The 22,714-nt window shown below is 68.7% G+C and carries 14 protein-coding genes; 10 read left to right on the forward strand and 4 right to left on the reverse strand.

The annotated features are described in order from the left end of the window. Genes HEQ22_RS17515 through HEQ22_RS17530 form a run of 4 tightly spaced genes read left to right on the forward strand, consistent with a single transcriptional unit; the run spans position 1 to position 7,022 of the window. Positions 1–1,509: a tryptophan halogenase family protein gene (locus HEQ22_RS17515; RefSeq protein ID WP_432769107.1), complete on the forward strand. Its 1,509-nt coding sequence runs from the start codon at positions 1–3 to the stop codon at positions 1,507–1,509. Beyond that, the gene (locus HEQ22_RS17520) at positions 1,506–3,308 is read left to right on the forward strand and encodes an alpha-amylase family glycosyl hydrolase (protein WP_432769108.1); all 1,803 of its coding nucleotides are present in this window, start codon (positions 1,506–1,508) and stop codon (positions 3,306–3,308) included. The genes HEQ22_RS17515 and HEQ22_RS17520 overlap by 4 nt, the downstream gene beginning before the upstream one ends. A gap of 11 nt (positions 3,309–3,319) precedes the next feature. Continuing rightward, on the forward strand, positions 3,320–4,972 hold the full coding sequence (locus HEQ22_RS17525; RefSeq protein ID WP_432769109.1) for an alpha-amylase family glycosyl hydrolase: 1,653 nt from the start codon (positions 3,320–3,322) through the stop codon (positions 4,970–4,972). Continuing rightward, positions 4,965–7,022: a glycoside hydrolase family 97 protein gene (locus HEQ22_RS17530; protein WP_432769110.1), complete on the forward strand. Its 2,058-nt coding sequence runs from the start codon at positions 4,965–4,967 to the stop codon at positions 7,020–7,022. The genes HEQ22_RS17525 and HEQ22_RS17530 overlap by 8 nt, the downstream gene beginning before the upstream one ends. A 9-nt stretch (positions 7,023–7,031) precedes the next feature. On the opposite strand, the gene HEQ22_RS17535 is transcribed toward HEQ22_RS17530, so the two are convergent. Beyond that, complete coding sequence (locus tag HEQ22_RS17535) at positions 7,032–9,752, reverse strand: protein kinase domain-containing protein (RefSeq protein WP_432769111.1); 2,721 nt, start codon at positions 9,750–9,752, stop codon at positions 7,032–7,034. A 122-nt stretch (positions 9,753–9,874) separates the two neighbouring features. On the opposite strand from HEQ22_RS17535, the gene HEQ22_RS17540 reads away from it, so the two are divergent. The 6 genes from HEQ22_RS17540 (at position 9,875) to HEQ22_RS17565 (ending at position 19,596) form a co-directional block, all read left to right on the forward strand. Continuing rightward, positions 9,875–10,249, forward strand: a complete 375-nt coding sequence (locus tag HEQ22_RS17540; RefSeq protein WP_432769112.1) for a hypothetical protein — start codon at positions 9,875–9,877, stop codon at positions 10,247–10,249. A 16-nt stretch (positions 10,250–10,265) separates the two neighbouring features. Then, on the forward strand, positions 10,266–11,015 hold the full coding sequence (locus tag HEQ22_RS17545; protein WP_432769113.1) for a hypothetical protein: 750 nt from the start codon (positions 10,266–10,268) through the stop codon (positions 11,013–11,015). A 26-nt stretch (positions 11,016–11,041) separates the two neighbouring features. After that, the gene (locus tag HEQ22_RS17550; RefSeq protein WP_432769114.1) at positions 11,042–12,424 is read left to right on the forward strand and encodes a hypothetical protein; all 1,383 of its coding nucleotides are present in this window, start codon (positions 11,042–11,044) and stop codon (positions 12,422–12,424) included. Positions 12,425–12,515: 91 nt separating this feature from the next. After that, complete coding sequence (locus HEQ22_RS17555; RefSeq protein ID WP_432770903.1) at positions 12,516–13,844, forward strand: PAS domain-containing protein; 1,329 nt, start codon at positions 12,516–12,518, stop codon at positions 13,842–13,844. 176 nt (positions 13,845–14,020) lie between these two features. Continuing rightward, positions 14,021–18,733, forward strand: a complete 4,713-nt coding sequence (locus HEQ22_RS17560; RefSeq protein WP_432769115.1) for an NAD-glutamate dehydrogenase — start codon at positions 14,021–14,023, stop codon at positions 18,731–18,733. Then, the gene (locus HEQ22_RS17565; protein ID WP_432769116.1) at positions 18,733–19,596 is read left to right on the forward strand and encodes an ATP-grasp domain-containing protein; all 864 of its coding nucleotides are present in this window, start codon (positions 18,733–18,735) and stop codon (positions 19,594–19,596) included. Before HEQ22_RS17560 ends, HEQ22_RS17565 begins: the two co-directional genes overlap by 1 nt. Positions 19,597–19,730: 134 nt before the next feature. Here HEQ22_RS17565 and HEQ22_RS17570 read toward each other — a convergent pair whose 3' ends face one another. The 3 genes from HEQ22_RS17570 to HEQ22_RS17580 all read right to left on the reverse strand — a co-directional run bounded on the left by HEQ22_RS17570 (position 19,731) and on the right by HEQ22_RS17580 (position 22,624). After that, positions 19,731–19,970 carry a ribbon-helix-helix domain-containing protein gene (locus HEQ22_RS17570; RefSeq protein ID WP_432769117.1) on the reverse strand — a complete coding sequence of 80 codons (240 nt, stop codon included), beginning with the start codon at positions 19,968–19,970 and terminating at the stop codon, positions 19,731–19,733. Between the two features lie 111 nt (positions 19,971–20,081). Continuing rightward, positions 20,082–20,804 (reverse strand): acetoacetyl-CoA reductase, encoded by a 723-nt coding sequence (gene phbB / locus HEQ22_RS17575; RefSeq protein WP_432769118.1) that lies wholly within the window; start codon positions 20,802–20,804, stop codon positions 20,082–20,084. 119 nt (positions 20,805–20,923) lie between these two features. Continuing rightward, complete coding sequence (locus tag HEQ22_RS17580; RefSeq protein WP_432769119.1) at positions 20,924–22,624, reverse strand: DUF1963 domain-containing protein; 1,701 nt, start codon at positions 22,622–22,624, stop codon at positions 20,924–20,926. Positions 22,625–22,714: the final 90 nt, after the last annotated feature.

Raw genomic sequence — 22,714 nt, forward strand, 5'->3', positions numbered from 1 at the left:
ATGAAGCCCATGCAGATCATCATCATCGGCGGCGGGACCGCGGGCTGGATGGCCGCGGCGTGCCTTGGCCGTTTCCTGCCCGCCGGCTGGACGGTGACGCTGGTCGAATCGGACGCGATCGGCACCGTCGGGGTCGGCGAGGCGACGATCCCGCAGATCCGCCTGTTCAACGAGGCGCTCGGCATCGACGAGGACGAGTTCCTCACCGCGACGCAGGGGACGATCAAGCTCGGCATCGAATTTTCGGACTGGACGCGCCCCGGCCACCGCTACATGCACGCCTTCGGTGCGGTCGGGCGCGGGATCGGACTGCTCGAATTTCAGCATTACTGGCTGCGCGCACGGGCCGCAGCCGCGGCGGGCGAGCTCGGCGCCTATTCGCTGAACGAGCGCGCTGCGCACGCGCTGCGCATGCAGCGCGGCGCCCCGCGCACCTCGTCGCACCTTCTCGAAATGCCCTATGCCTTCCACTTCGACGCCGCGCTCTACGCCGCCTATCTGCGCCGCCGCGCCGAGGCGGGCGGGGTGCAGCGGATCGAGGGCATGGTCGCGGCGGTCGTCCGCGACGGCGAAGGCGGCGATGTCACCGGGGTCACGCTCGCCGACGGGCGCGATGTCGCGGGCGATTTCTTCATCGACTGCTCGGGCTTTGGCGCGCTGCTGATCGAAGGCGCGCTGGCGACGGGCTATGACGAATGGGCGCACTGGCTGCCCAACAATCGCGCGATCGCGGTGCCGTGCGCGCATGGCGATGCGCCGCAGCGGCCGTGGACGGGTGCGACCGCGCGCGACGCGGGCTGGCAATGGCGCATCCCGCTCCAGCACCGGATCGGCAACGGCTATGTCTATTGCTCGGACCATATTTCCGATGCCGACGCCGAACGCACGCTGCTCGCCAACCTCGACGGCGCACCGCAGGCCGAACCGAACCGGCTGCGCTTCGTCAGCGGCAAGCGGCGCCGGATGTGGAACCGCAACGTCGTCGCGCTCGGGCTGGCGAGCGGCTTCATGGAGCCGCTCGAATCGACGAGCATCCACCTCGTGCAGGCCGGCATTTCGCGGCTGATCAAGATGCTGCCCGCTGGCGTCACCGACCCCGCCGTCGCTGCCGAATATAACCGCCAGAGCGATTTCGAATGGGAGCGCATCCGCGACTTCATCATTCTGCACTTCAAAGCGACCGAGCGGCGCGACACCCCCTATTGGCGTGACCGCGCGGCGATGGCGGTCCCCGACACGCTGGCGGCGAAGATCGAGCTGTTCCGCGCGCAGGGGCTGATCTTTCGCGAGCATGAGGAATTGTTCACCGAATCGGGCTGGCTTCAGGTGCTGGTCGGGCAGGGGATCGCGCCGCGCCGCTGGCACCCGCTCGCCGACGGGATCGGCGAGGCGCAACTGGCCCAATATATGGCGGGGATTTCGCTGATGATCGAACGCGAAGTGGACCAGATGCAAAGCTATGACGCCTTCCTTACCGCGACGCGCCCCGCCGCCGGGGCCGCGGCATGATCCGCCGCCTGATCGCCGCCGCGCTGCTCATCGCCCCGCTGCCCGCCGCGGCCGACGAGGCAGCGCTGCGCGCGCGCCCGGCGAGCGACGAGATCATCTATTTCGTGCTGCCCGACCGGTTCGAGAATGGCGAACCCGCCAACGATCGCGGCGGGCTGACGGGCGACCGGTTGGCGACCGGCTACGACCCCGCCGCGAAGGGGTTTTTCCATGGCGGCGACCTCGCCGGACTGACCCGGCGGCTCGATTATATCCAGGGGCTGGGCGCCACCGCGATCTGGTTCGCGCCGATCTTCAAGAACAAGCCGGTGCAGGGCGCGCCGGGACAGGAAAGCGCGGGCTATCACGGCTATTGGGTGACCGATTTCACCCAGGTCGACCCGCATTTCGGGACCAATGAAGAGTTCAAGGCCTTCGTCGACGCGGCGCACGCGCGCGGCATGAAGGTCTATATGGACATCATCGCCAACCACACCGCCGATGTGATCACGTACCGCGAGGGCGCCGCCACCGATTTCCGCTATCGCAGCCTCGCCGACTATCCCACGTCGCGGCGCGGCGGTGTCGATGGGCCGGCGATCAATCGCGGCTTTGCAGGCGACAGCGTCGCGACCGCCGACAATTGGGCCAAACTCACCGACCCCGCCTTTGCCTACACCCCGGTGGTGCCGAAGGACGAGGCGCGGGTGAAGGTGCCGGCGTGGCTCAACGACCCCCGCTATTATCACAATCGCGGCAACAGCGACTGGGTCGGCGAATCGGCGCTCTATGGCGACTTTGCCGGGCTCGACGATCTCGCGACCGAAAATCCGCGCGTGGTGCAGGGGTTCATCGACATCTTCGGCGACTGGATCGACGAATTCGGCATCGATGGTTTTCGTATCGACACCGCCAAGCATGTGAACCCCGAATTCTGGCAGGCGTTCGTTCCCGCGATGCAGGCGCGTGCGAAGGCGCGGGGCATCCCCAATTTCCACATTTTCGGCGAAGTCTATATCGACGGCGTCGATCCGGGCGCGCTCGCCGCCTACACCCACAGCGCGGGTCTGCCCGCGGTGCTCGATTTCAGCTTCGCGCGGGCGGTGATCGACAGCGTCAGCGGTACCAAGGGGACCGACCTGTTCGCGCGCCTGTTCGACGGCGATGTCCTGTACCAGGGCGGCGATCCCGCGGCGCTTCATCTCCCGACCTTCCTCGGCAATCACGACATGGGCCGCTTCGCGATGTTCGTGAAACAGGCGAACCCCGCTGCCGACGACGCCGAACTGCTCGCGCGGACGATGCTCGGCCATACGATGCTGCTGACGCTGCGCGGGGTGCCGACGATCTATTATGGCGACGAACAGGGCTTCGTCTCCGACGGCCACGACCAGCTGGCGCGCGAGGACATGTTCGCGTCAAAGGTGGCGGTCTATAACGACAACGACCTGATCGGCACCGACGCGACGACCGCGACCTCCAATTTCGGCACCGCGCACCCGCTCTATCGCCATATCGCGGCGCTCGCCGCGCTGCGCCGCGGCACCCCCGCGCTGCTCCGCGGCGCCACCAAGGTGCGCGCCTTTTCGGACAAGCCAGGCCTGCTCGCGGTGTCGCGCTTCGATCCCGACAGCGGGCGCGAGGTCGTGCTCGCCTTCAACACGTCGGCGGCGCAAGTGTCGACGACGATTGCCATCGATATGAAAAGCGCGGGCTTTACCGCGCTCCACGGCGATTGCCCGGCACGGCCTGCCGCGCCGGGCAGCCTCCATCTTTCCCTCCCCGCCTTCGGCACCATAATCTGCCAGGCCAGCGAATAAGCGAACCGAGCGTGACGACGAACCAGCCCCTCGTTCAGGACCAACCCGCCGCGACCGCCGCGCCCGACCCGTGGTGGAAGGGCGCCGCGATCTATCAGGTCTATCCGCGCAGCTTCGCCGACTCGAACGGCGACGGCATCGGCGACCTTGCCGGGATCACCGCACGGCTCGATCATATCGCCTCGCTCGGCGTCGATGCGATCTGGCTGTCGCCCTTCTACCCCTCGCCGATGGACGATTTCGGCTACGACATCGCCGATTATTGCGATGTCGATCCGATCTTCGGGACGCTCGCCGATTTCGATGCGCTGGTCGCGCGCGCGCACGCGCTGGGGCTGAAAGTCACCACCGACCTCGTCTTCGCGCACACCTCGGACCAGCACGGCTGGTTCGCCGCAAGCCGGGCCAGCAAGGATAACGACCGGGCCGACTGGTATGTCTGGGCTGATGCGAAAGCCGACGGATCGCCGCCGACCAACTGGCAGTCGGTGTTCGGCGGCCCAGCGTGGACGTGGGACGCGCGTCGCGGCCAATATTATATGCACAATTTCCTCGCCACCCAGCCGCAGCTCAACGTCCACAACCGCGCCGTGCAGGACGCGCTGCTGGATGTCGTGCGCTTCTGGCTTGACCGCGGCGTCGACGGCTTTCGCATCGATGCGATCAACTTCGCGATGCACGACCCTGACCTGCGCGACAATCCGCCGGCGCCGCCATCGAACAAGGTCCGCACCCGCCCGTTCGATTTCCAGCAGAAAATCTATAACCAGTCGCATCCCGACATCGCGCTGTTCCTCGAACGCATCCGCGCGCTGACCGACGAATATGACGGCCGCTTCACCGTCGCCGAAGTCGGTGGCGACGATGCGGCGCGCGAGATGAAGCTGTTCACCGCAGGCGACCACAGGCTGAACAGCGCTTATGGCTTCGACTTCCTCTATGCCGACCGGCTGACCCCGCAACTGGTGCGCGAGGCGGCCGAAGGCTGGCCCGACGCGCCCGGCGTCGGCTGGCCCAGCTGGGCGTTCGAGAATCACGACGCGCCGCGCGCGGTGTCGCGCTGGACCCCCGCCGGGGTCGATCCCGCCGCCTTCGCGGCGATGAAGATGGCGCTGCTCTGCGCGCTGCGCGGCAACATCATCCTCTATAATGGCGAAGAACTGGGGCTCGACCAAGTCGATATTCCCTTCGATCAGGTCCGCGACCCCGAAGCGCGCAAGAACTGGCCGCTGACCCTGTCGCGCGACGGCGCCCGCACCCCGCTGCCGTGGGCGGCGGGCGAGGATCATGCCGGCTTTTCGGCCGCCGCACCGTGGCTGCCGCTCGGCCCCGCGCACCGCGAACTGGCGGTCGATCGCCAGCAGGAGGACGCCGGCTCGCTGCTCAACCTGACCCGGCGGCTCGTCGCGCTGCGCGCCGCGCACCCGGCGCTGCGCCGCGGCCGCAATGCGCGCTGGATCGCCGAAGGCGACCTGCTCGGCTTCGACCGCATTTGCGGCGACCGGCATCTGCGCTGCCTGTTCAATCTCGGCGGCGGCACGATCGATCTGGCCGCGCAGGACGCCGATGGCGACGTATTCATCGCGCTGAACGGCGCCGGGGTGGCACAGCTGCCCCCCTGCGGTGTTCTCTGGCTCAATCTCGAAGGAACAATCGATGCGTAGTCTGCTTGCTCCCCCGGCCCTGTATGCCGCCCTGTGCGCCGTTCTGGCCACTCCCGCCGCGGCGCAGGATGCGCGCCCGGTCAAGACCGCAAAGTCGCCCGACGGCAGCCTGGTGCTCACCGTGTCGACCGACACCGACCAGCGCCCGACCTGGTCGCTGTCGCGCAAGGGCAAGCTGCTCATCGCGCCGTCGAAGCTCGGCTTCCTGATGGCCGATCGCGTCGGCCTCCAGCGCGGCTTTGCGATCGAGGGCGCCGAAACCGCGCGCGCCGACAAGCGCTGGGAATTGCCGTGGGGTGAGCGCCGCTATGTGCGCGACCGCCACAACGAACTGCTCGTCCGCTTTCGCCAGCATGAAAGCTGGGGCGGCCATGCGCTCAACGTCCGTTTCCGGCTGTTCGACGACGGCATCGGCTTTCGCTACGAATTTCCGCAGCAGCCGGGGCTGACGACCGCCAGGATCATCGACGAGATCACCGAATTCGACATCGCGGCGCCGGGCACTGCTTGGTGGATCACCGCCGGCGAGTGGAACCGCTACGAACAGATTTACCAGCAGACGCCGATCGACGCGGTCGCGACCGCGCACACCCCGATCACGATGCGGCTCGACGACGGCACGCATTTGGCGTTCCACGAAGCCGCGCTCGTCGACTATTCGGGCATGTGGCTGAAACGCGCCGAAGGGCGCAAGTTCCGCGCGACGCTGTCACCCTCGTCGCGCGGCCCGCGCGTCGTGCGCGACCTGCCGTTCGACACCCCGTGGCGGACGATCCGGATCACCGACGATGCCGCCGGGTTGGTCGAAAGCGACCTCGAACTCAACCTCAACGAACCCAACAAGCTCGGCGATGTCAGCTGGGTCAAGCCGATGAAATATATCGGCATCTGGTGGGGGATGATCCGCGGCCCGTGGAGCTGGGCGGAGGGCAAGGACCATGGCGCGACGACCGCGCGCACCAAGCAATATATCGATTTTGCGGCGAAACATGGCTTTGGCGGGGTGCTGGTCGAAGGCTGGAACAAAGGCTGGAACAGCAACTGGTTCGGTCACGGCCACGACTACAGCTTTACCCAGGCCTATCCCGACTTCGACTTGAAGGCGGTGACCGACTATGCGCGGCAAAAGGGGGTGACGCTGATCGGCCACCACGAAACCGGCGGCAATATCGCGGTCTATGAAGCGCAGCTCGACGACGCGATGAAGCTCTATGGCCAGCTTGGCGTGAAAGCGGTCAAAACGGGTTATGTCGCCGATGCCGGCGGCATCATCGCGCCCGGCGATGCGCCGGGCGAGACGCGGATGGAGTGGCACGACGGCCAGCGCCAAGTGCAGCATCATCTGAAGGTCGTCGAGACCGCGGCGAAGTACAAGGTCGCGGTCAATCCGCATGAACCGGTCAAGGATACCGGGCTGCGCCGCACCTATCCCAACTGGGTGGCGCGCGAGGGCGCGCGCGGCATGGAATATAACGCCTGGGGCGCCTTCGCCAACGGTCCCGACCACGAGCCCACGCTCGTCTACACGCGCATGCTGTCGGGCCCGATGGACTACACACCGGGCGTGTTCAGCCTGAAGGGGGCGCAGGACGTGCCGATCACCTCGACGCTGGCGAAGCAGCTCGGCCTGTATCTGGCGATCTACTCGCCGATCCAGATGGCGGCCGATTTCATCGAAAATCTCGAAGCGCATCCACGCGAGCTGGAATTCGTCAAGGCGGTCCCCACCGACTGGGCCGACAGCCGGCTGATCGCGGGCGCGGTCGGCGATTATGCGATCTTCGCGCGCCAGGATCGCCGCAGCGCCGACTGGTATGTCGGCGGGGTCAACGACGGCACCGAGCGCACGCTGACGCTGAGCTTCGATTTCCTCGCACCCGGCAAGACCTATACCGCAACGATCTGGAAGGATGGCGATGGCGCCACCTACCTTACCGAGGCGCGGCACCGGATCGCTTACGACACCGTCACCGTGAAGAAGGGCGATACCTACAAGCTCTGGCTGGCGCCCGGCGGCGGCGCGGCGATGCGGTTGCAGCCGCGCCGCTGAGCCAGCGGGTCAGCTCGCCAGCCGCCGTTCGAGCAAGGCCGCGCGCGCCCGCATCGCCTTGTCCGCCGACTTGGTGACGGCGGGCGCGGCGCGGGCGAGCAGGCGTTTCGCCTCGGCCGCGTCGCCTTCGCCCAGTGCCGCTTCGGCGCCCGCGACGTCGATCAGCGCAGCGAAGTCGGGATTGCCGAGCAGTTGCGCGACCGGCGCGGGGTCGATCGCGGCGAGCAGCATGCGGGCGTCGGCATGCCGCCGGTTCGCGATCAGGCATTCGGCGGTAAAATATCCGATCGAACCGGTGACCGGATTGTCGGCGCCAAAGCCGCTGCGCGCCGATGCCAGCGCATCTTCGGCGATGTCGAGCGCGGCGGCGCGGCGCGCGGTCCTGCACAGCGCCGAGGCATAGTCGATCTGGCCGACGAGCGCCTGGTGCGACTGCGCGCCGGCCTGTGCGGCGGCACCTTTCCACACCCGCTCGGCCTCGCGCGCCGCCGCGTCGTACCGGCCGAGCGCGGCGAAGCTTTCGTACCGCGTCGAATGCAGCGCGAGGGTGAACCGGTGGTCGGGTCCGAAGCGCGCCTGCATCGCCGCGAGCAGCGCCGGGCTGCGTTCCAGCACCTCCTCGCTCCGCCCCAGCATCGCCAGGCTGTTCAGCCAGTGCTGGCGGGTGACCAGCGTGTCGGGATGGTCGGCCCCGCGCACCCGTTCCGAATCGCGGACGATCGCGCGCGCGATCGGTTCGGCCTCGGCGACGCGGCCGAGCCGCATCAGGGTCAGCGCGAGCGACGAGCGGACCTTCAGCAACTGGGTCGCGGGCACCTCCGCGCCGGCGGCGGTGCCAATCTCCATTGCCCGGCGAAAAGCGCGTTCGGCGAGTTCGACGTCGGCGGTATAGCCATAAGCGCCCTCGGCGCGCGCGAGCGCGAAGCCGACGCGCCCGCTGTCGGCGCGCGTGCCGAGCCGCACCCGCTCGCGCGCGATCATCCGGCCCGCCGCGTCCAGCCGCTCGGGCTGGCCCGATGTCGCCTCGAGCTGGACGCGGTCGAGCCGCGCGATGGCCGCATCGTCGCTGCCGGCTTCGCCGGCTTTGGCGAACCAGCGTTCGGCGCGGTCATATTCGGCGCGCGCGGTGTCGAAATCGGAGCGGTGGTGAAAGGCCCGGGCGACCGAGAGGTGCAGCCGCGCAGCGACCCCCGGCGTCGCGGCGAAGCGCTGGTCGATGCTGGCGCTGGCGCGCTTGATCGCATCGATCACCGTCTCGTCGGCCGCCGATTTGGTGGGATCGGGGCTGCCCAGCACATCCTCGGCGATGAAGGCGTAGCCGGTCTCGGCGAGTTCGCGCGCAGCCAGCGCCGCATCGCGCTGCTGCCAGGCATAAACCGCGAGCGCCGAGGTGGCGACGAGGCCGACGATCAGGCTGGCGAAGGCGGCGCGCACCCACGGCCGCCGCGCGGCGCGCTGCGCGGCGAGCTTTTCCTGCGCGGCGAGGAAGGCCGCCGCTTCGGCATCGCGCGCCGCCTCGGCGCGCCGTTCGGCGATCCGCTCGAGGCGTTCGGCAAACTCGTCGGCGCTCGCCAGTCGCTCCTCGGGCGTCCCGGCGGCGGCGCGGGCGATGTCGGTGCGGAGCAGCGGGTCGGCGACTCGCCCCTCCCATCCGGGTGCCAGCGCCGCCGAAAAATCGCCGACGACAAGCTGGTAGAGGATCAGGCCGAGCGCGTAGACGTCGCTGCGCGCCGTCGGCACCGCGTCGCCGACCAGTTCGGGCGCGCGATAGGCCAGCGTCCCCGACCGCGGCTCGTCCTTGCCGAGGTCGGCGTCGAGCGAACCGGGATCGGTGATGTCGAAACTGGCGAGCCGCGCCTCGTCGAGCAGCCGGCCGCTGCCGAAATCGACGAGGCGGACGAACGGCCCGTCCTCGCCCTGGTCGACCAGGATGTTCGCGGGCTTCAGGTCCTTGTGGAGCACGCCCATCCCATGCACCGCGCCAACGGCGCGCGCGATCATCGCCGCAATCGCGACGCGCCGCTCGGGCGGGACCGCACCGAGCCCGCCCGCCGCCGCGGCCCAGGCGAGCAGGTCCTCGCCGCCCCACGCATATTCGAGGAAGAAGGGCGCGGCGTCGAAATTCCATTCGTACAGCGCGGGCAGCGGCGCCGCCTTGCCGAGCCCCGCGAACACGAGCCGCGACAGCGCCGCCTCGCGCTTCAGCGCGCGCAGCCGGTCGGGCGCGTCGGCGAATTTGAACACGCGCGGCTCGCCGGTCTTGGCCTGCCGCGCCAGCCACACGTCCGCGGCGCCGGTGTCGCCGAGCGGGCGTTCGAGCTGCCAGATCTTGCGCCCCGGTACGCTGTCGCCGGGGACAAAGGCAAAGCGCGGCGCCAGCGGGGTATCGACGCTGTCGACCTCGACCGGCGCGACGAGCCGGTAGCCGACGCGCGGCACGGTGGCGAGAATCGCGTCGGCGTCGTCGCCCAGCGCCTTGCGCAGTTTCGAGATCGCGGTGGCGAGCGATCCTTCGACGACGATGACCCCCGGCCACACGGCATCGAGAATTTCGTCCTTGGTGACCACCTCGCCGGCGCGCAGCAACAGCTCGTGCAGCACTTCGAGGGGTTTGCCCTCTAGCGCGACCGCGGCGCCGCCGACGCGCAGCGTCCAGCTCGCCTCGTCGAATTCGGCATCGGCAAAACGCCACAAGCGCCGTCGCCGCCGCGACGAATGGGTTCCTGACATAGCTGCGACCCCCCCGGTGCGCACGACTTTAGAAATTCTTGAGAATCCTATCAAGACTTTGCGTGGCCACCGCCAATAGCATGCTCGCATCCCGGTGACAGGCGCCGGGCGGGGAGGCCGATATGATCGATATGCGTCTTAAACTGGCTCTGTTGTCTATTGCGGGCGGCGCCGCGCTGGCAGGATGCGGCCAGTCCGATTTCCAGAAGATGGTGGTCGCCGAATGCGGCGCGAACGGTGACAGCGCCGATTGCGAATGCGTCGCGTCGGAACTCGACGCGGGGCTGCCCGACCGGGTCAAGACCGCCTTTCCCGCGCTGCGCTGGCCGCTCAAGCCCGACCCGCAAGACCGTGAGGCGGTGAACAACCAATATCTGCGCAGCGCCGGAGTCGATCCCGCCGACCGCCAGGCGGTCGCGTCGCTGCGCCAGGAATATGAAGACACCTATTATCCGCTGCGTAACCAGGTCCGCACGGCCTGCGGCGGATCGATCTGATCGGGAGGACAGGTATATGAAGGGCAAGATTCTGGGCTTCAGCGAAGCCGACGGCAGCGGCGCGATTTCCGCCGACGACGGGTCGCGTCACCGTTTCGTCCGCGCCGAATGGCGCGGCGACAAGGCGCCCGTCGCGGGAATGATCGTCGATTTCGAAAGCGAGGGCGGCAGCGCCAAGGACATTTATCCGGTCGGCGGCGGCGCGCTCGGCAACCTCAACGTCGATCTTTCGGGACTGTCTGGGCTGTCGGCATCGCCCGGTGGGGCGCGGGTGACCGAACTGGTCACCAAATCGCTGGCGGTGCCGCTCGCGCTCGTCGTGCTGCTCGCCTGCTTCCTCGACGCGATTGCCTCGCCGATGCAGAGCGTCAGCCTGTTCGGGCTCGGCGACGCGGTTGCCGAACTCGAGGGGGCGTCGCGGATGGCGAGCATGATGGGCGGCGGCGATGCTGGGATCGGCGGGCTCGGCGCGCTGCTGGTCCTGCGCTTCGCCGCGCCGCTCGCGGCGCTGTGGCTGATCTGGGCTGCGTGGGCGGGCAAGCCCGAACGGATGCCGATGCTCGTCACCGGTGCCGCGGCGATCGTCGCCGGGCTGCTCGTCATCATCGTCCGCTCGACGTTGCTGTCGGCGGTGCCCGAAATGGCCCGCGACATGATGGCAAGCCAGATCGACCTTGGCTTCGGGGTCTGGCTGTTGCTGCTCGCCGGTGCCGGGCTGATCGCCGCCGCGTTTGGTTTTCTCCGCAACCCGCTCGCCAAGCGCTGAGCGAGCCATAGAAGGGGTGTGCAAAGATGATCGACAAGACCTCACCTGTCGCGCGCCGCCGGCCGACCGGCGCCGCGTGGCTCGCGATCGCCGCCCTGCTCGGCAGCGCGATGCCGGCGACCGCTCCCGCGGCGCCCATAGCCTCCGCGAAAACATGGCCGCGCGAGGTGCAGGACGTGCTGACCGAGCTCAAGCAGGATTGCCGCGCCGAAGGCGGCAAGTTCGTCGTCGACCGCGGTGCCTTCGCGACCGAGACCGAGGTGACCAACGACGGCAAGCCCGACTGGGTGATTGCCTATGCGGCGACGCGCTGCACGACCTCGGGCTATTCGGCGTGGTGCGGGACCGCGGGCTGCATCACCGCTATCCTCGGCTCGACCCCGGCGGGCCTACGTGAAATCTATAACGACAACCTGCGCGACTGGAAGGTCGTGCCGGTCGGCGCGCGGCGCAAGGGGCTCGAAACCTCGGTCCACGGCACCGCGTGCGGCGGCTTCGGCGCTGAAGTCTGCATGCAGACGCTCGCGTGGAACGGCAAGAAGTGGGACATGGTCAAGCAATATCGCTGGACCGATGCCGATTACGCAGCCTCGCAAAAGGCGGGCGGCGCCCCCGAGGCGCCCCCGCCGGTCCACGCGGCGCGCTGGCAGTTCGCGGGCAGCGGCGCGGGCGCGATCGCGGCAACGACCGATCATCCCGACTTCGTTGCGCTCGGGCTGCGCTGCCAGCCCGGCGGCGGCGTCTATATGACGATGGTGCCGAAACCGGGCCTCGCGCTGCCGCCCGCCGGTCAGCCTTTGTTCGTCGATTTCAAGGGCAGTGCCAATGGCGACTTCAGCGCGGTGCAGCCGCTGGTGCAGGAACCGGGCAAGAGTGACCTCAGCGGTCCGCTCGATCCCGGGGTCGAGCAATTGCTGATCGGCGCCGACAGCGGGCTCGAACTGCTGGCGAGCCGCGACGGCGGCGACGAGTGGCGGGACCTCGACTATCTGTCGCTCGCCGGATCGACCGCGGCGGTGCGCGCGCTGCGCCAGCAATGCGCCGGCGTCGCCGGCAGCGTCGCCAGCCGGCAGACGGCGGGGCAGAAGACCGCCGCGCCGCTCGGCATCGTGCCCGGCTATTATGTGACCGAAAGCGAATCCTGCGCGGCGCCGGGGTTCGAGACCATTTATTACGATGGTCGCCGGCTCGGGCTGATGCGCGGCGGCGCGCCGGGCAGTGAGGACGAGAATGTCGTCGGGCCGCTCGGGGCCGCCGAACGGTCGGGCAAGAGCTTCCTCCTCGCCGATTGGGGGATCGAGGCCGCCATCTTGTCGCCGACGCGCATCCAGCTGACCATCCAGGATACCGAGGCACCGCGCCGCTGGTGCCCCGCCGATCAGATACCGGCCAACCGGCGGGTGCGCTAATCGCCTGCCGGGCTGCCGACACCATCGTTTACGCCGCTTTTACCAGTCCCGGTGCATAAGATTTACCGATGTTTAGGACTGGGGACGAATGATGGACAGCATGCGCGGACTGCTTTCGGGCAGCCACGGCCACGACGATGGCGCGATCGACGCGCCGCAGGTCGTCGGCACCGACGAACGGCGGATGCAGGTTCGCGCCTATAATTACTGGGCCTCGCTGCTGTCCGACCGCGCCTATCCTTCGGTCGAGGACCTCAATCTCGAGGCTGCGGGCGATTTCGGCCCCCATGCGGTGCTGCTCGATTTCACCGCCGGGGTCGACAATCCGGCGATCGCCTACATCGGCGATCGGCTGCGCGCCGAATCGCAGATCGACGAGGATGTCCATTATATCAACCAGATCCCCGGCCGCTCGCTGCTCTCGCGGCTGACCGACCATTATCTCCAGATCATCGCCAATCGCGCGCCGATCGGCTTCGAGGCCGAATTCGAAAGCGATCGCGGCGTGACGATCATGTACCGCGGCATCCTGCTCCCCTTTTCGTCCGATGACGACACGATCGATTTTATCATGGGGGTGATCAACTGGAAGGAGGCCGCCCCCGCCGACGAAGCCGAAGAATTGCAGCTGTCGGTCGAACAGGCGCTGCGCAGCGCGGCGCCGCTGACCGCGCCGGTGCCGGTGTGGGCCGATGGCCCCGACTCGCAGCATCTCGACGACGATCCGGCGCCGGGTTTTGCCGCGCTCGGCGACGATGAGGACAGCGCTGTCGCGCCCGACGTCGCGCCTGATGCCACCGCCGAGCCGGGCGACGACGCCGAGCTGGCCGACTGGCTGGCGCTGGCGCGCGACACCGCCGAACGCGCGCTGGCCGCCGACAGCCGCAGCCGCAGCGCACTCTATCAGGCGGTCGGCAAGGCGTGGGACTTCGCGCTCGTCGCCGAAGCGCAACCCGAAGCGTTCGCCGCGCTGCTCGATGACGCCGGACTGAAGGCGCAGGACCGTGCCCCGATGACGCCGGTGGTCAAGCTGGTCTTCGGCGCCGCCTACGACAAGACGCGGCTCGCCGAATATGCGTGCGTGCTCGGCCATGCGCAGGCGGAAGGGATCGGGCGCGGCGCGCTGCCGGCCTATCTCGATCGCTATGCCGGCGGCCTAAAGGGTCTGGTCAAGGACGTCCGCGCGCGCCGCAAGCCGGCGGGCGAAGCGGGCGAAAAGCCCGAAGCGAAGCTCGACGCGCTGCGCCGCGCCCATCCGGCGGTGATCCTCGAACATGATGCCGGCGACGCCGAATTCGTCATCCTGATCGCGCGCGCGATGCCCGGCGGGCATGTCGGCATCGTCGCCAAGGCGGCCGACGATGCGGGGCTCGTCGCGCGGCTGGCGGCCAGGGCGATCGCGATCGCACCGGGCGGCTAGATTCGGTTCGTTCGTCGCGGCCACGCAACAGACAAACCCAAAGTTGAAATAATTTTACGTCGACTGTTCGCGGGGTGTTGAACCGCGCGCGGCACAGGCGCATAGGGGCGGACAGCTACAGGGCCGCGTCGTCCCCCCGGCGGGCCAGTCCTTTTTGGTTCGGGATGCTGCACCCTATGCCTTCGAAAACGATTGTCACCGACGACGCCGAGACCGCTTCGGCGCCGCAAGCGCCCGCTAAAATCGCCAAGGCCTATCAGGCCGCCCTGCAGGGCAGCGCGCTGCCCGGCGAGGGCGATGATCTCGACAAGGCCGCGCTCGCCGCGGCGGGCGAGTTCGCCGCGCGCGCTTCGCTGGTTCGCGACGAAGCGACGCCGTCGCTGCTGCTCGAACCGATGGCGGCCGACGGCACCGACCGCCGCATGCGCCTCGTCGTCGTCAACGACGACATGCCCTTCCTCGTCGATTCGGTGTCGCAGATCGTCGGCGCGCAGGGCCTCGTCATCCATCGCATTCTGCACCCCGTGGTGTCGGTCGATCGCGACGCTGCGGGCAAGCTGGAAAGCGTCGATGCCGGCAAGGCGGGCGCGGCCCGCGAATCGGTGATTTACATGGAACTCGAACGCGGCGACGCGCGCGCGCGCCGGCGGCTGCTCGACGCGCTCGAGGCGGCGCTGCGCGATGTCCGCGCGGCGGTTGCCGACTGGCGCGCGATGCGCGCGGCAATGCTCGCCGATGCGGCGATGCGCGCCGAGGGCGAGGGCGCCGAACTGCTCCGCTGGTTCGAGGGCGGGGCGCTGACCCAGCTCGGCCACGAATGGCGCAGCCGCGACGGCCGCGCGCATGACCAGCTCGGCGTCTGTGCCTCGGGCACCAACGACCTCTTGTCGCCCGGCGCACTCGACGCCGCCTTCGCCTGGTTCGACGGGGGCGGTCAGGCGCCGCTGCTGATCAAGTCGAACCGTCTGTCGGCGGTGCACCGCCGCGTCCTGCTCGACCTTGCGATCGTCCCCGAAATGAAGGGCCGCAAGGTCGAACGGCTGTCGATTCATGCCGGGCTGTGGACCAGCGCGGCGCTGTCGGCGCGCCCCGACAAGGTGCCGGTGCTGCGCGCGCAGCTGGCGGCGCTGATGACCAAATTCGGCTTCGACCCCGCCGGCCATGCCGGCAAGGCGCTCGCCCACGCGCTCACCGCGCTGCCGCACGATCTGCTGATCGCCTTCAACGCCGAGGCGCTCGAAGAGCTGGTGCTGACCTCGATGTCGATCACCGACCGGCCGCGGCCGAAACTGGTGACGGTGCGCAGCGCGCTCGGTCGCCACCTGTTCGCCTTCGTCTGGCTGCCGCGCGACGAGGTGTCGACGGGGCGCCGGCTTGCGGTCGAATCCTTGCTTGCGCGCGAGGCGCGCGCCGGGGTGATCGGCTGGACGATGGTGCTCGAAGACGGGGGCGCGGCGCTGCTGCGCTACACGCTGGACCTGCGCAGCGGCGGCGTCGTGCCCGATTCTGCGGCGCTCAACGCCCAGCTCGAACAGATGGTGCGCGGCTGGCAGCCCGAGGTCGAGGCGGCACTGGCGCAGCGCGGCGACGCCGGGCGCGCCGCGGCACTGGCGTCGCGCTTTGCGCCGCTGTTTCCCGCCAATTATCGCAACCTCTATAATCCCGAAGAGGCGGCGCGCGACATTTTGCGCCTGCGCGACCTCGACGCCGAACAGCCGCGTAGCGTCCGGCTGGCGAAGAAAAGCCTCGACGGCGACGACCGCCTGCGCCTGAAAGTCTATAGCGCGGCCGGGCCGCTGGCGCTGTCCGCCGTCGTCCCGGCGCTCGAACATTTCGGGTTCGAGGTGCTTGAGGAGATTCCGACGACGCTGGCGACCGGCCGGGTGCCGGGCCTCGATGACGACGACGCCGAACCGCCGATCGTCATTCACGACTTCACGCTTCGGGTTCCCGCCAATGTCGACGAGACCGCCTTGCTGCCGCACGTCGGCGTCATCGAGGGCGCGATTGCCGCGGTCCTCGACGGCGCGGCGGAAAATGACGCCTTCAACGAACTGGTCATCGTCACCCAGACCGATCCGAAGGCGATCGTGTGGCTGCGCGCGTGGTTCCGCTACATGCGCCAGGGCGGGTCGAGCTATGGCATGGATACCGTCGTCGCCGCGCTGCGCCACGCCCCCCAGCTGACCGCAGCGCTGATCGAGCGCTTCGCCGCGCTCCACGATCCCCAACAGCACGACGCGGCGCGCGCCGCGGCGCTCGATGCCGAAATCCAGGCGGGCTTCGCCGCCATCAAGTCGATCGACGACGACCGGATTTTGCGCCTGTTCCACGCCGTCATCGGCGCGACGCTGCGCACCAACGCCTTTGCGCCCGCCGCCGCCGAGGCGCTGGCGTTCAAGATCGATTCGAGCCTGATCCCCGGCCTGCCGAAGCCGCTGCCGTGGCGCGAAGTGTGGGTGTACAGCCCGCGCGTCGAGGGCATCCATTTGCGCGCCGGCCCGGTCGCGCGCGGCGGGCTGCGCTGGTCCGACCGCCGTGACGACTTCCGCACCGAGATCCTCGGCCTCATGAAGGCGCAGCGGGTTAAGAACGCCGTCATCGTACCGACTGGCGCCAAGGGCGGCTTTTATCCCAAAGCCCTGCCCGACGCTTCGCTCGATCGCGATGCCTGGTTCGCCGAGGGCACCGAATGCTATCGCATCTTCATCCGCTCGCTGCTGTCGATCACCGACAATCGCGTCGGCAACAAGGTCGTGCATCCGAAGGGCGTCGTGATCCGCGACGGCGAGGATCCCTATTTCGTCGTCGCCGCCGACAAGGGCACCGCGACCTTCTCCGACGTTGCCAACGGCCTTGCGATGGAGCGCGACTTCTGGCTCGGCGACGCTTTCGCGAGCGGCGGGTCGAAGGGCTATGACCACAAGGCGATGGGAATCACCGCGAAGGGCGCGTGGGTTTCGGTCCAGCGCCATTTCGCCGAAATGGGCGTCGATGTGCAGAGCGACGCGATCCGCGTCGTCGGCTGCGGCGATATGTCGGGCGACGTCTTCGGCAACGGCATGCTGCTGTCGAAGGCGATCCAGCTCGTCGCCGCGTTCGACCATCGCCACATCTTCCTCGATCCCAGCCCCGATCAGGCGAAAAGCTGGAAGGAGCGCGACCGCATGTTCGCGCTGCCGCGCTCGAGTTGGGAAGATTATGACAAGAAGATGATCTCGAAGGGCGGCGGGGTTTTTCCGCGCAGTCAGAAAAGCATCGCGCTGACCCCCGAGGTCAAGGCGATGCTCGGCCTGACGGTCGACGAGATCGATCCGGGCGGGCTGATCTCTGCGATCCTCAAGGCGCCCGCCGACCTGCTGTGGTTCGGCGGCATCGGCACCTATGTGAAGGCGGCGGCGCAGAACAATGCCGAGGTCGGCGATCCCGCCAACGACGCGCTGCGCGTCGATGCCGAGGATCTGCGCGTCAAGGCGATCGGCGAGGGCGCGAACCTCGGCGTCACCCAGGCGGCGCGCATCGCCTTTTCGGCGCAGGGCGGGCGGATCAACACCGACTTCATCGACAACAGCGCCGGGGTCGATTGCTCGGATAACGAGGTCAACATCAAGATCGCCTTGAACCGCGAAATGGCCGAGGGCCGCCTGGCGCAGGCCGATCGCGACGCGCTGCTCGTGCGGATGACCGACGATGTCGCGGCGCTGGTGCTCGAGGACAACCGCCTTCAGGCGCTGGCGCTGTCGATCGCCGAAAAGGGGGGATCGCAAGCGGTGCCGTCGCTGGTGCGGATCATGGAGACGTTCGAGGGCAGCGGCCGGCTCGACCGCAAGGTCGAGGGGCTGGCCGCGAACGACGAACTGCTCCGCCGCGCTGCCGAAGGCCGCGGGCTGACGCGGCCCGAACTCGCGGTGTTGCTCTCGACCGCGAAGCTCGCGCTGCAGGACGCGATCGAGCATAGCGACCTCGCCGACGACCCGGCGCTGGCGAGCGACCTCGCCGCCGCCTTCCCGGCCGAGATGCAGCGCGACTTTGCCGGTGCGATCGCCGACCATCAGCTGCGCCGCGAAATCATCGCGACCAAGCTCGCCAACCGCATCGTCAACCGCATGGGCGTTGTCCATCCGTTCGAACTGGTCGAAGAGGAAGGCTGCGCGCTCGGCGACGTCGCCGCGGCGTTCGTCGCGGTCGAGCGGCTGCTCGGCATGCGCGACATCTGGTCCGCGCTCGACGCCGCGAAGATCGACGAAGCGGTGCGCCTGTCGCTGTTCGCGCAGGCCGCCTCGGCGATGACCTCGCAGATGGCCGACCTGCTGCGCGTCGCGCCGAGCCAGGCGCAGCCGGGGCCACTCGTCGCGCGGCTCGAACCCGGGGTCGACCGCCTGACCGCCGGGGTCGACAGCCTGCTCAGCCCCTCGGTCCGCCGCCAGTGGGACATGCTCAGCCAGCAACTGCTCGAAGCCGGCGCGCCCGATGCGCTGGTGTCGGCGGTGGTCCGCCTGTTCAAGACCGACGGCGCGATCGGCATCGTCGATCTCGCCGAACGGCGCGGCGACGACGAAGTCGCGGTGACGCGCGCCTTCACCCATCTCGGCGAAGCGCTGGGGCTCGACTGGGCGCAGACGCTGGCGGCGCATATGAGCCCCGCCGATCCTTGGGAACGCCTGCTGGTCAACAGCCTCGCCCGTGATTTTCAGCAGATGCGGCTGACCTTCCTGGGCCAGCTGCCCGCTGGCGACCTCGACGCCGCGGTGACCGGGTGGCTCGCCGACAATGCCCCGCGGGTGGTGCAATTCCGGTCCACGGTCGACCGGGCGCGGACGATCCCGAACCCCAATGGCGCGATGCTGTCGCATATCGCCGGGCAGGCGCGCGGATTGCTGGGGCGGTAATGCCCTACCAGCCGCGCGTCGCGATCCTCGTCCCGGCGCCCGATTACGAAGAAAACTGGCACCCGGCCTTCGCGCGCAAGGCCGCCGCGCTCGCGGGCGCCGGGCTCGCGGTCGAGCAGCGGATGTGGGGCAATCCCGGCGATCTGTCGGGGTTCGACCTCGTGCTGCCGCTCTTCGCCTGGGGCTATCAGCGCGACGTCGCGTGCTGGTATGCGCTGCTCGACCGGCTCGAGGCCGAGGCGCTGCCGGTGGTCAATCCGGTCCCGGTGCTGCGCTGGAACAGCGACAAAGCGTATCTAACTGAGCTCGCGGCGAAGGGGGTCGCGGTGGTGCCGACGGTCGAGGTCGCCGCGCTTGACGAGGCGGGATTGTCCGAGGCGCGCAGGGCGCTGGGGGCCGACGAGGTGGTGGTGAAGCCCGCGATCTCGGGCGGCGCCGACGGCACCCACCGCGTCATGCCCGGCGCGCCGCTCCCCGCCGATGCGCTCGGCCGGCGCCGCCTCGTCCAGCCGCTGATGCCGGGCATTTTGGCCGACGGCGAATATTCGCTCTTCTTCTTCGGCGGCCGGTTGAGCCACGCGATCGTCAAGCGCCCCGCGGCGGGTGACTTTCGCGTGCAGGAACAGTTCGGCGGCCGCGAGGCGGCGTCCGACGCGAGCGATGAAGCGCGAACCCTGGCCACCACGGCGTTGGCGGCCTCACCCGCACCGCCGGTCTATGCCCGCGTCGACATGGTCGGTGATGCGGCGGGGAAATTGCACATCATGGAACTCGAACTGATCGAGCCCTCGCTGTTCCTGCATTTCGCCGCCGACAAGGGCGCTGCGTTCGGGAGCGCGGTCGCGCGGGCTATTGTTGCCTGATCCTCCCTGTCGCGCAGCGATGGGGAGGGGGACCGTCCGCGAAGCGGATGGTGGAGGGGCACTAACGGTCGCGCCAAAGCCCCTCCGTCAGCGCTTCGCGCTGCCACCTCCCCATGGCTTCGCCACAGGGAGGATTAGCTCCGCCCCCGCCACAACCATTGCCGGATCGCCGAGGTCAGGTTCGGCGGATCGTCCGCTTCCATCCTCTCGACGTCGATCCGTGCCACCAGCGCGTTGACGGGCAGCGCCTGCCGCGCCGCCTCGGCCTCCAGCGCGTCCCAGAACATCGGCTCGAGGCTGATCGAGGTCGGGTGGCCGGCGATGGTGACCGAGCGTTTGACAGGGGGATTGAAGGGAGCGGCTCGATCGGTCATTCGAATATCCGGTCGCATCGAGCGAAGTCGAGATGCCTCTCGGCCTGCCGCCGCCCCGATGGGTGTCTCGACTTCGCTCGACACGAACGGGAAGCGAGCGTTCCCCCTCGCTTAGTACATATGCTGCCCGCCGTTGATCGACATCGTCGATCCGGTCACGAACCCCGCATCCTCGCTGCACAGGAACGCGACGCCGCGCGCGATCTCGTCGGCTTGGCCCAGCCGCCCGACCGGGATCTTGGCGACGATCTTTTCCAGCACCGGGGCGGGGACCGCGGCGACCATGTCGGTGTCGATATAGCCCGGTGCGATCGCATTGACCGTGACGCCCTTCTTGGCGCCTTCCTGTGCCAGCGCCTTGGTAAAGCCGTGGATGCCCGATTTGGCGGCGGCGTAATTGACCTGGCCGTACTGGCCCGCCTGGCCGTTGATCGACCCGATGTTGACGATGCGGCCCCAGCCGCGCTCGACCATGCCGCCAAAGGTCGCCTTCGCCATGTTGAAACAACCGCCAAGGTTGACGCGCATGACATCGTCCCAGTCGTCATAGCTCATGCGGGCGAGCGTGCCGTCGCGGGTGATGCCGGCGTTGTTGACGACGATGTCGACGGGGCCGAATTCCGCGGCGATCGCGGCGCAATTGTCGAGGCACGCCTGATGGTCGCCAACGTCCCATTTGCGCGCCGCGATGCCGGTGCGTTCGGTGAAGGCGCGGGCCTTTTCGTCGTTGCCGGCATAGTTGGCGACGACGGTGACGCCCTGTTCCTTCAGTTTCAGGGAAATCGCTTCCCCGATGCCGCGACTGCCGCCGGTGACGATTGCGATCCGTGCCATTTAGTCAGCTCTCCCACAGAGTGTTTCGATCTGGTGTTTTTTCCTGACTAGGGCGCCGCGCCGCGACTAGCAAGTTGACCGGAACGTCAATTGCAAAGCTATTCGGGAGGTTGGCGGGGTCAGTTGCCGATGCGCGCGCGCGCCTTGTCCCAGCGGCCGGCGGCGATGTCGGCCTTGCGCAGCGTGACGACCAGATGGTGGCCGTCGCCGAACCGCCAGCCGACGAGGTCGCTCGATGGCAGCTCGAGGATCGTCGCTTCGGCCTCTTCGTCGAAGCCATGGACATATTCAGTGGGAAGATGCCCGATGCTGGCCACGTCTGCGGCGACGCGCGCCGTGAACTGCGATTCAAGCTGCGCGCGCGCCGCGGCGGGCAGCGCGTCGGGCTCGGCGGCATAGGCGTGGCGGGCGCGGTCGAACCAGACGCTGCGGTAATCATGGACCCACAGCGGTGCCCGCGGATGATGTTCGGTCAGCGGCAGCGTCAGGCTTTCGATCCGCTCGCGTCCGGGGCGGCCTTCGGGGTCGGGCTGGCGGTTGACGCGGGTCCAGCGGACCGCGTGCAGCGCTTCCATCACCGCCGCGGCATCGTCGGCGGAAAATTCGCTGCGCCGCGCGCTGTCGCGGACGATCGCGATAATCTCTTCGGCGCGGGTGCGCGCGGCGCGGTTGGTCGCGGCGGCGGCTTCGCTCGCCTCGATCAGTTCGCCGAGCGACAGGCGCATATTCTCCAGCGTCTCGCGGTCGTCGGGATCGACACCGCCAGCGTCGAGATCGGCAAGCCGGCGTTCGACATGAGCGTGCTGCACCGCGGCGGGAGACGGCCCATCGACGTCGCGCCAGAAATGTTCGATCCGCATCGCCAATATTTCGGCGAGCGCGAGCATCAGGTCCCAGTCGAACGGGTGCCATTCGGGCGCGGCGATGTCGTAGCCATGCCGGTCGGGCTCGGCGGCTTCGTCGGCTGCCTCCGAATCGGCCGGGTCGGCATCGCCGGGGCGGACTTCGATCAGATCGAGCGGCCATTGCGGCAGCCCCGGATACGCGAAGGGCTTGAGGTCGCCTGTGCGCAACGCATCGCGCGGCGTGAACCATAGCTCGGCATCGTCATAGGCGCGGGGCGGCGCCATTGGCTCGCCCGGCGCGAAAACCGGAACCAGCAGCACGTCGCTGTCGTGCGGGTGCGCGAACAGGGCAAAGGCGCCGCGTCGCGGGCCGAGCCCGTCCCACAGCCCGGCGGGCAGCTCGTCGCAGCCAATCTGTGCGAGGAACACCGCCGGGGTTTCGCGAATCCGCGGCCACTCGGCATCGGCGTCGAGGCGCGGGTGGCCGCCGAACCAGCTCGTCGCGGCGACGTCGGTGCGCGGCGGGATTTGCGGGACCAGGCGCACCGCGACGGGCAGCGCGCCGGCTTGTTCGATCCGGTCGGCCTGCTGCTCCACCTCGGCCACCGCCGATTCGATCCGCTGCGCCAGCGTGTCGATCTCGTCCGGCGGCGATGCGGCGGCGGGGTCGGCAACGGGGGCGGGCGGGGGCGGCAACAAGGTGTCGGCTCCAAGGTCGGTCAACGATTCGAGCGGCGCCTTTGCGCTGATCCGTGCCAGTCGCGACGGTGCCATCTCGATCTCGGGCTCGACCTCGCGCGACTTGCGCTGAAACGCCGGAAACCGGCTCTCGCCCGCGAGTTTCGCTGCCTTCGGCGCCTTGGGCAGCGCCGCTTCGGGACGCGGCCGGCGCATCCACCAGACGAGAAGCAAGATGAGCAGGAACCCCGCGGTCGCCGCCGCCAGCGTCAGCGCTGCAGATTGGAGATCGCTCATCGGATGCCTTTTCGAACAGCTGGGTCGGGCCCATCGCCGGACCTGCGTCGCATCAGCTTAGCGCAAGGACCTAAACAGGAAGTAAGCGTC

Source organism: Sphingopyxis sp. (assembly GCF_050916055.1).
In the GTDB taxonomy this organism is placed as follows: Bacteria; Pseudomonadota; Alphaproteobacteria; order Sphingomonadales; family Sphingomonadaceae; genus Sphingopyxis.